The organism is Cloacibacillus sp. (assembly GCF_020860125.1).
Classification (GTDB): Bacteria; Synergistota; Synergistia; order Synergistales; family Synergistaceae; genus Cloacibacillus.
On record NZ_JAJBUX010000113.1, the window covers coordinates 35,100 to 43,174 of the forward strand.

An 8,075-nucleotide genomic window follows, 5' to 3' on the forward strand; every position below is an offset into this window, starting at 1 on the left:
GGCTCCACCAGCAACTACGCGGGTGGTATCGCGGGAATCAACGGCGGCACGATAGCCAACAACGCCAGCGGCGGCGAGGTCTCGGCCGACGGCGGCTCCAACGCCAACTACGCGGGCGGTATCGCGGGATACAACGACAACGGCACGATATCCAACAGCTGCTGGCCCGTCGGCGATCTTGAGGCCGTCGGCGGCGGCGACAAGGGGCCGGACGCTGTCAGCGCCAACGTCGTCTCCCTCGACGCGGCGGAGATGAAAAAGGTCGTCACCACCGTCCTGCCCGTGGAGCGAACTCTCTCCGTGGAGATTGGCGGCTCCGCTCCCGCGCTGATCTCCTACCCGGGTACAGCTGAGGATATGGTGGGCTGTTTCTCTGTCAGCGGCGACATCTCCATCGCCTCGCCCGATATCGCCGGTATCTCCGACCGCTGGCCCTGCGCCGTCTCCGGCAAAAAAACCGGCGTGACGGCGGTGAGCTTCGACATTGACCTGCGGGTCACCGATTTCAGCAGTATCAAAAGCAGCCCCAAACCGGTAGCCGCGAGTTGCGTCACCGACCTGCTTTCATTCACTGTTGCCGTCGGCGAAGTCCTCGTCACCGGCGTCAGCCTCGACGTCACAGAGCTGACGCTGAATATCGGGGAGAGCAAAAAGCTCACCGCGACTGTGAAGCCGGACGACGCGACATATAAAACGGTTACCTGGACAAGCTCCGACCCGGCGGCCGCCGCGGTGGACGAGAGTGGCAAAGTAACGGCGATGTTGGCCGGCACGACTGTTATCACCGCGAAGGCCGGAGAAAAGAGCGCCACATGCACGGTGACCGTCGTCCAGCCAAAGAGAGGCGGCTCCAGCCACGGCTGCGCCGCCGGGCTGGGCGCGCTCTCCATGCTGGCGTTGATACCGCTCTGGCTGCGGAAAAAGAGGTAGGATAAGAGAGACAAAGAGAGAAAAATAAAAGGCAAAAGAGTAAACAAGGGGCGCGGGCGAAAGGTCCGTGCCCCTTATCGTACGTACGGCCCGCCGCGCCCCAACCAATCACAGATGTTTGCCCGCTTTTTCAAACCTCTAAAAGCAAGCCGCGAAAACACCAGCCCCGTGGATACGAAGTATAGATAAACCACCGTTAAAGATAAATCAGACGGGAAAAAGATAAATAACGATTTATCTTTTGTCCTTATAGCCTCCCTCTCCGAGGGAGGTGTCGGCCGCCTGCTTTTGGCGGCTGACGGAAGGAGTGTTGCTCTGTATAGCGCGGTTTCCGCGCCATACAGAGTCCGCGGCGAAAGCCGCGGGAGAACCTAAGGTCAACTCTCCCTCAGTCTCGGCGAAAAACATCGCCGAGCCAGCTCCCTCACAGAGGGCGCCTTTAAGGGCAAAGTCAAAAGCTAAACAGCAATTTACCGCTTTCCCAACCCAAAGGAAATCGGCGTTTATACCTTTATTCTGCCACGCGCGTCTAAAATAATGACGGCGCTGTGGCTTTTGTGATAAAATATACTTTGCACAAAATTTGCTGGCGTTTGAAAGTGAGGCACGCGGAATGGAGATCTATCGGAACCCGGAAAAGATAACGCGCTTTCTGGTAAGCTGGGTAAAGGAAAAGTTCGGCGTTGCCGGAGCTAAGGGCGCGGTCCTCGGCATCAGCGGCGGGATCGATTCCGCGGTGCTCGCGGTGCTTCTCGCTAAATCGCTGGGGCCGGACAGGGTGATCGGCGTGATTATGCCCTGTTACAGTATGCAGGTAGACGAGGATTATGCCAGGCTGCTGGCGGAGGCGATAGGGATAAGGACGATGAAGGTCGATCTCTCATCATCCTACGACGCACTCAAGAGAGAGATCGAAAACTCACTTCCAGGACTCAGCGGGCTTTCCGCCGCCAATATCAAACCCAGATTACGAATGACTACGCTTTACGCAATAGCCCAACAGCATGGGTACCTTGTCTGCGGCGGCAGCAACAGGGACGAGATAACTTTCGGATATTTCACCAAATACGGCGATTCCGGCGTCGACCTGATGCCGATCGCGGATCTCCTGAAGGGCGAGGTCTGGGCCGTCGCGAGGTATCTTGGCGTGCCGCGGGAGATCATCGACCGTCCCCCGACGGCGGCGCTCTGGGAGGGGCAGACGGACGAGGCGGAGATGGGGCTCACCTATGGGGAGCTTGACCGTTATATCGCCACCGGTGAGGCCTCGGAAGAGGCAAAGCAGAAAATTGAAGCGGCAGTCAAGAGATCGGCGCATAAGAGAGCCTTTGCGGCGATGGCGAAGCTGCCCGAAAATCTTTAATTTAAAATTTCAAATTAAACTATGAGGTGATTTTTTTGTCAGGACATTCACATTGGTCTGGTATCAAACACAGGAAGGCGGCACAGGACGCTAAGAAGGGCGTGGCCTTCCAGAAGCTGGTGAAGGACATTATCGCGGCGGCGAAAGAGGGCGGCGGAGACCCCAACAATAACTTCCGCCTTAAAGTAGCGATAGAGCGCGCGAAGGCCGGCAACGTCCCTGTCGACAATATCGAGCGCGGTATCAAGCGCGGTACGGGCGAGCTCGGCGGCCCGATGGAGGAGATATATTACGAAGGTTACGGCCCCAACGGCGTGGCCGTGATGGTGCAGGCAATGACGGACAACAGGAACCGCACCGCCCCCGATATGCGTTCGCTCTTCTCAAAGAGCGGCGGTTCGATCGGTGAAATGGGCTGCGTGGCCTGGAACTTCGACCGTAAGGGCGTCGTGGAAATCCTCGGCGAGGGTATCGACGAGGACGAGCTGATGATGGCCGCCCTCGAGGCCGGCGCGGACGACCTGGAAGCGGAGGAAGAGGGCTTCGAGGTATCATGTGACCCGAACGTACTCTCCCAGGTGGCTCAGGCGCTGCGCGGGGCCGGTTATAACGTGGGGACGATCGAGGTTCAGATGGTGCCGAAGAACACGGTGGCGATCGGCAATAAGTCGGACGCCGCGAAGATGCTCGCGATGATCGAGCGCTTCGAGGACCACGACGACGTGCAGGCGGTCTACGCGAACTTCGACATTCCGGACGAGATCCTGGCGGAACTTGACTAATCAAAACGATAACGGCGCCATAAGAGCGCTTGGCATTGACCCCGGGCTCGGGACTCTGGGCTACGGGGTCGTTTCACAGTTGGGGAATTCGCTGATCTGCGAGACCTACGGCGTCATCAAGACGCCGCCGAAACTTTCGCTCTCTCAGCGCCTCTCATGCCTTTACAGCGAGCTTGGGACAAAGGCGAGGGAGTTCCCGCCGGATATGGTCGCGGTGGAGAAGCTCTTCTTCGGCAGAAACGTCACCACTGCGGAGATGGTCTGGCAGGCGCGCGGCGTCGTGCTGCTCTTCGCGGCGCAGCTTGGTTTTGAACCCTATGAGATAAAGCCCAGCGAGGTGAAGCTCGCCGTCTGCGGCTACGGCAGCGCCGAAAAGGGACAGGTGCAGGGGATGGTGGCCCATCTGCTCGGCCTTGAGAAAAAACCCAGCCCGGACGACGCGGCAGACGCGCTCGCGATAGCGATCGCGGGGCTCGCGATGCGTAATTACGACCAGAACATTCTGAAAGGATATTGAGATGATAAATTACCTGCGCGGCACTCTTTCGTCATTTTCAAAGGAAAGCATCGTTCTCGACGTTTCCGGCTTCGGGATAGAGGTATATCCGACGAAGGCGCTGCTGGCCTCCGCCGTGATCGGCGAGGAGATGAAGTGCCACACCTATCTCCAGATAAGCGACGCGGGGCTCGCGATGTTCGGTTTCGCCTCCGAGACGGAGAGAGACTTTTTTCTTGAGCTGCTGCAGGTCAAGACGGTCGGGGGGAAGCTCGCGATCACACTCATGCGCTATCTTGACATCGGCCATATCATCGAGGCTGTGAAAATCGGCAATGTCTCGATGCTCTCCGTACCCGGCCTGGGGACCAAGAGGGCGGAACGCATCTGCTTCGAGCTCAAACCGAAGATAGAAAAGAAGTTCGCCGGTATCGCCGCCGAGGCCGCCGCACCGGGAGCGACCTCCTTCGATTCGTTCGTTACGGACGCGCTGACGGGGCTCGGCTTCTCACACGGCGAATGCGCGCGCGCCATCGCGACGGCGAAGGCGCAGGCCGACGACGATACACAATGGAGCGAGGAGAGCCTGCTGATGGCCTCTCTGAGTATATTACAGCGCAGGTAGGGGAGAGAGATGGACGAAAATAACAGCTGCCCCAATAAACTGATAGAGACAATGCGCTGCGGAAAGGAGGAGGAGATATCGACCCTCCGCCCGCAGGCGCTGAATGATTTCATCGGCCAGAGCGGCCTCAAGGACAAGCTGACGATCTTCATGACCGCCTCGATCCAGCGCGGCGAACCGCTCGACCATACGCTCTTTTACGGCCCTCCCGGCCTTGGCAAGACGACCCTCGCGGGAATCATCGCGAAGGAGATGAAGGGCACGCTCCGCGTCACCACCGGTCCGGCGCTCGAACGCGCGGGGGACCTCGCGGCGATACTTTCAAACATCCAGCCGAACGACGTCCTTTTTATCGACGAGATACACCGCATGTCGGCGAATATCGAGGAGATACTCTATCCCGCGATGGAGGACTTTTCCCTCTCTATCGTCGTGGGCAAGGGCCCACTCGCGCGCAGCATACGCCTCGCGCTGCCAAAGTTCACGCTGATCGGCGCGACGACGCGCCTCGGCCTGCTCACTTCGCCGCTGCGCGCGCGCTTCGGCATCGTGGAGCAGCTGCATCTCTATTCACCCGAGGAGCTGACGGCGATCGTCAAACGCGGCAGCGGCGTGCTCGGAGTGAACATCGCCGACGAGGCGGCGGAGGAGATCGGCCTCCGCTCGCGCGGAACGCCGCGCGTGGCGCTGCGCCTTTTGCGCCGCGTGCGCGACGTCGCCGAGGTAAAAAAGGTCCCGCTCATCGAGCGCGACCTCTCGCGCTACGCGCTCGACATGCTCGGCGTCGACCCCGAGGGGCTTGACGAGGGGGACCGAAAGTTCCTCCGCGCGCTGATAGAGCTCTTTGACGGCGGACCAGTGGGGCTGTCTACCCTCGCCGCGGCCCTCAACGAGGACGCGCAGACGATAGAGGACATCTACGAACCCTACCTTATCCAGAAGGGGCTGCTTGAACGCACCCCGCGAGGCCGCAGGGCGACGCGCAACACCTGGGACTATCTCGGCATCCCCGTATCGCCGCATTTCATACAGATACAGCAGAGCCAGCTCAGCCTCTTCACAACGGAGGATGAGCTGCCATGAGCCAGCTTGGAAAGATGCTGGTCGCGGCGGGGCTGCTGCTTGCCGCGGTTGGGGCAGTGCTAATCATCGCAGGAAAGCTGAACATTCCTCTTGGCAAACTGCCCGGAGATATCACTTACCAGAAGAAAAATCTCACCGTCTTCGCGCCGTTCGGGACGATGCTTGTCGTGAGCCTCATACTCACGCTGATTTTGAATATATTCTCAAGGTGGAAATAGTGAAAAGATATATCGTCACGCTGCTGTTCATACTCATCTTCTCGCAGGCCGCCGAGGCGCGCGACGTCCTGGTCCTGCTCAAGAGCGGCGCGCGCCAGTGCAAGATCGGCGGCACCTCGTACGTGATAAGGGTAGCCTCCGGCGGAGTGACGCCGGCGATCACCGGCTCCTTTTCGCTCTCTTACGCGGGCGGCGGCTCGCTGAGCGCCGGCGCGGTGAGCTACGCCATGCCGGTGACGGTGACCTCGTCTTCCCCGATCATCATCGACGGCGTGAGCTATCACGGCTCGATATTATTCGAGGCCTCCGGCTCGGGCTTCAACATTGTAAATCAGGTGGACGTCGAGCAGTACCTCAAGGGCGTGCTGAAGGATGAAATGAGCCCGGCCTGGCCCGTGGAGGCCCTCAAGGCGCAGGCGGTGCTGGCGCGCACCTACACGCTGTCCTCAAAGAAGCACGGTAAATATGACCTCTGCGCCCAGGTGCACTGTCAAAGCTACAGCGGCGTCGCCGGAGAGTCGCCCGCCATCGACGAAGCGGTCAGCGCGACCGGCGGCGAGCTTCTAAAGTACGGCGGCTCGGTGGCGCAGGTATTCTATTATGGAGACAGCGGCGGCTTCAGCGCCTCGTCAAGGGCGGTATGGGGTAAGGACATCCCCTACCTTCAGGCACGCCCCGACCCGGTCTCCTACAGCAGCCCCAACGCAAGGTGGCAGACGACGCTCTCCATGCAGCAGATATCAAGCAGCCTCGCCGCCGCGGGAATACAGGTCGGCTCAATATCGTCTATCCGCCCCTATTCGCGCGACGAGAGCGGCCGCGTACAGCAGCTGGAGATAAACGGCAGCGGCGGCCGGAAGCTCGTCACGGGCAGCCAGTTCCGTCTCGCGGTCGGCGCGGGCGTGGTGAAGAGCACCCTCTTCGAGTTCAGCGCGGGAACCGTCTACACGCCGCAGACTTCTCTTCCCTCCGCGCCCCAGAGTACCGCGCAGCGGAGCTATCCTGTAATTACCGACCGTTCGACGATGCCTGAAAAGGATGTAGATAAACTTTACTGGATGACGCAGAATAAGATATTTACCGTGCAGGAGCTCGTTTCGATGATTGGCAAAGAAAAGGATTATCCGAAGTTTATCGCCGAGGGCGAGGCTAGAATGAGCGGTAAAAAACTGCCCGCAGCGCCCGTACGGCAGCCGGCGGCACAGCCGGTATATAACACGGCGGCGGGAGCCCCGCAGCTCTCGATGAACGGCGCCTCCGGCTCCTCGGTGACGATCTCCGGGCGCGGCTCGGGACACGGCGTCGGTATGCCACAATGGACGGCCAAGGCGCTGGCCGAGGCGGGCTGGAGTTACCGGCGGATACTTGAATACTATTTCCCCGGCACGGCGCTGGAAAGAGGCTATTAAAAGATATGGAGAGAGACCTGACAAAGACGGCGGCCTACGATTATCAGCTTCCCAAAGAGCTGATAGCGCAGGACCCCGCGGAGCCGAGAGATTCGTCGCGGCTCCTTGTTGTACACAGGGAAAACGGCGGCACCGAGGATAGGATCTTCCGCGACATCACGGAATACCTTCACCCCGGCGACCTGCTGATGATGAACGATACGCGCGTCCTTCCGGCGCGCGTGGAGGGCGTAAAGAAGAACGAGGGCGGCGGCGGCGCGAAGGTGGAGATATTCTTCCTCAACCCCGGCGCGTCGAGCAACGAATGGACGGCGCTCGTCCGCCCCGGACGCAAGCTGCCGGAGGGGACGAAAGTGACGCTTGGCGGCGAAACGGAGATCACCGTGGGGGCGAGGCTTGAGGACGGTCTGCGAACGATCATCTTCGCGCCGGAGGACGACCCGCTGACGCTGATCCACCGCTTCGGCAGCACGCCGCTGCCGCACTACATAACGGAGAGCCGCGCCGACCCCGAACGCTACCAGACGGTCTATGCGAAGCGCGAAAAGGAAAATTCCGTCGCCGCGCCGACCGCCGGGCTGCACTTCACGCCGGAATTGCTCAAAAAACTCGCGGATATGGGCGTGCCGCATATCTTCATCACCTTACAGGTGGGACTTGGCACCTTCCGCCCCGTAAAGGCCGAGAATATCGCGGAACATGTCATGCACACGGAATTCTGCGAAATACCGCCGGAGGCGGCGGCGGCGATAAAGGCGGCCAAAGAGAGGGGAGGGCGCGTCGTCGCCGTCGGCACAACGGTTGTGCGCACCCTTGAGTCCTTCGCCCAGCGTTACGGCGAAATAGTCCCCGGCGTACTCGATACAAAGCTGTTTATCAGCCCCGGGTACCGTTTCCGGGTGATAGACGCCCTGATAACCAACTTTCACCTGCCGATGAGCACCCTGCTAATGCTCGTCTCCGCCTTCGGCGGCTACGAGACGATGATGCGCGTCTATAACGAGGCGGTGGAGAAGCGTTACCGCTTTTTCTCCTTCGGCGACTCGATGTTTATAGAATAAAACAACATCATCAACGTTATTTTCACATGACACCTTTTTATTTTTTAAGCATATTTTAAGCATAAAAAATAAAAAGGTGTTATACTTAGAACGAGGTGAAGGTAATGT

10 protein-coding genes are annotated in these 8,075 nt (G+C 59.6%); 9 read left to right on the top strand and 1 reads right to left on the bottom strand.

What is annotated here, in order from left to right:
* The coding region (locus LIO98_RS13910; RefSeq protein WP_291958454.1) for an Ig-like domain-containing protein at positions 1-930 on the top strand (930 nt) is incomplete at its 5' end.
* A gap of 234 nt (positions 931-1,164) precedes the next feature.
* Here the strand turns inward: LIO98_RS13910 and LIO98_RS13915 are convergent.
* A complete protein-coding gene (locus tag LIO98_RS13915; protein WP_291958457.1) occupies positions 1,165-1,338 on the bottom strand; it encodes a hypothetical protein in 174 nt (57 codons plus the stop codon).
* A gap of 205 nt (positions 1,339-1,543) precedes the next feature.
* Here LIO98_RS13915 and nadE point away from each other — a divergent pair, with 205 nt between their 5' ends.
* From nadE to queA, 8 genes are read left to right on the top strand one after another with little or no spacing between them, the layout of a single operon-like run.
* A complete protein-coding gene (nadE, locus tag LIO98_RS13920) occupies positions 1,544-2,293 on the top strand; it encodes an NAD(+) synthase (protein ID WP_291958460.1) in 750 nt (249 codons plus the stop codon).
* Between the two features lie 35 nt (positions 2,294-2,328).
* Positions 2,329-3,075, top strand: coding sequence for a YebC/PmpR family DNA-binding transcriptional regulator (locus LIO98_RS13925; RefSeq protein ID WP_291958462.1), 747 nt, complete (start codon positions 2,329-2,331; stop codon positions 3,073-3,075).
* A complete protein-coding gene (gene ruvC, locus LIO98_RS13930; RefSeq protein WP_291958465.1) occupies positions 3,068-3,592 on the top strand; it encodes a crossover junction endodeoxyribonuclease RuvC in 525 nt (174 codons plus the stop codon). Before LIO98_RS13925 ends, ruvC begins: the two co-directional genes overlap by 8 nt.
* A 1-nt stretch (position 3,593) precedes the next feature.
* Complete coding sequence (gene ruvA / locus LIO98_RS13935; protein ID WP_291958469.1) at positions 3,594-4,196, top strand: Holliday junction branch migration protein RuvA; 603 nt, start codon at positions 3,594-3,596, stop codon at positions 4,194-4,196.
* A 9-nt stretch (positions 4,197-4,205) separates the two neighbouring features.
* Positions 4,206-5,279: a Holliday junction branch migration DNA helicase RuvB gene (ruvB, locus tag LIO98_RS13940; RefSeq protein WP_291958472.1), complete on the top strand. Its 1,074-nt coding sequence runs from the start codon at positions 4,206-4,208 to the stop codon at positions 5,277-5,279.
* On the top strand, positions 5,276-5,497 hold the full coding sequence (locus tag LIO98_RS13945; RefSeq protein ID WP_291958475.1) for a DUF2905 domain-containing protein: 222 nt from the start codon (positions 5,276-5,278) through the stop codon (positions 5,495-5,497). Before ruvB ends, LIO98_RS13945 begins: the two co-directional genes overlap by 4 nt.
* Positions 5,488-6,906 carry a SpoIID/LytB domain-containing protein gene (locus tag LIO98_RS13950; protein ID WP_291958478.1) on the top strand — a complete coding sequence of 473 codons (1,419 nt, stop codon included), beginning with the start codon at positions 5,488-5,490 and terminating at the stop codon, positions 6,904-6,906. The genes LIO98_RS13945 and LIO98_RS13950 overlap by 10 nt, the downstream gene beginning before the upstream one ends.
* 5 nt (positions 6,907-6,911) lie before the next feature.
* On the top strand, positions 6,912-7,967 hold the full coding sequence (gene queA / locus LIO98_RS13955; protein ID WP_291958481.1) for a tRNA preQ1(34) S-adenosylmethionine ribosyltransferase-isomerase QueA: 1,056 nt from the start codon (positions 6,912-6,914) through the stop codon (positions 7,965-7,967).
* Positions 7,968-8,075: the final 108 nt, after the last annotated feature.

Coding starts and splice junctions, on each gene's coding strand:
- LIO98_RS13915 (WP_291958457.1), bottom strand. CDS start 1,338: ATGTTTTTCGCCGAGACTGAGGGAGAGTTGACCTTAGGTTCTCCCGCG.
- nadE (WP_291958460.1), top strand. CDS start 1,544: ATGGAGATCTATCGGAACCCGGAAAAGATAACGCGCTTTCTGGTAAGC.
- ruvA (WP_291958469.1), top strand. CDS start 3,594: ATGATAAATTACCTGCGCGGCACTCTTTCGTCATTTTCAAAGGAAAGC.
- ruvB (WP_291958472.1), top strand. CDS start 4,206: ATGGACGAAAATAACAGCTGCCCCAATAAACTGATAGAGACAATGCGC.
- LIO98_RS13945 (WP_291958475.1), top strand. CDS start 5,276: ATGAGCCAGCTTGGAAAGATGCTGGTCGCGGCGGGGCTGCTGCTTGCC.
- queA (WP_291958481.1), top strand. CDS start 6,912: ATGGAGAGAGACCTGACAAAGACGGCGGCCTACGATTATCAGCTTCCC.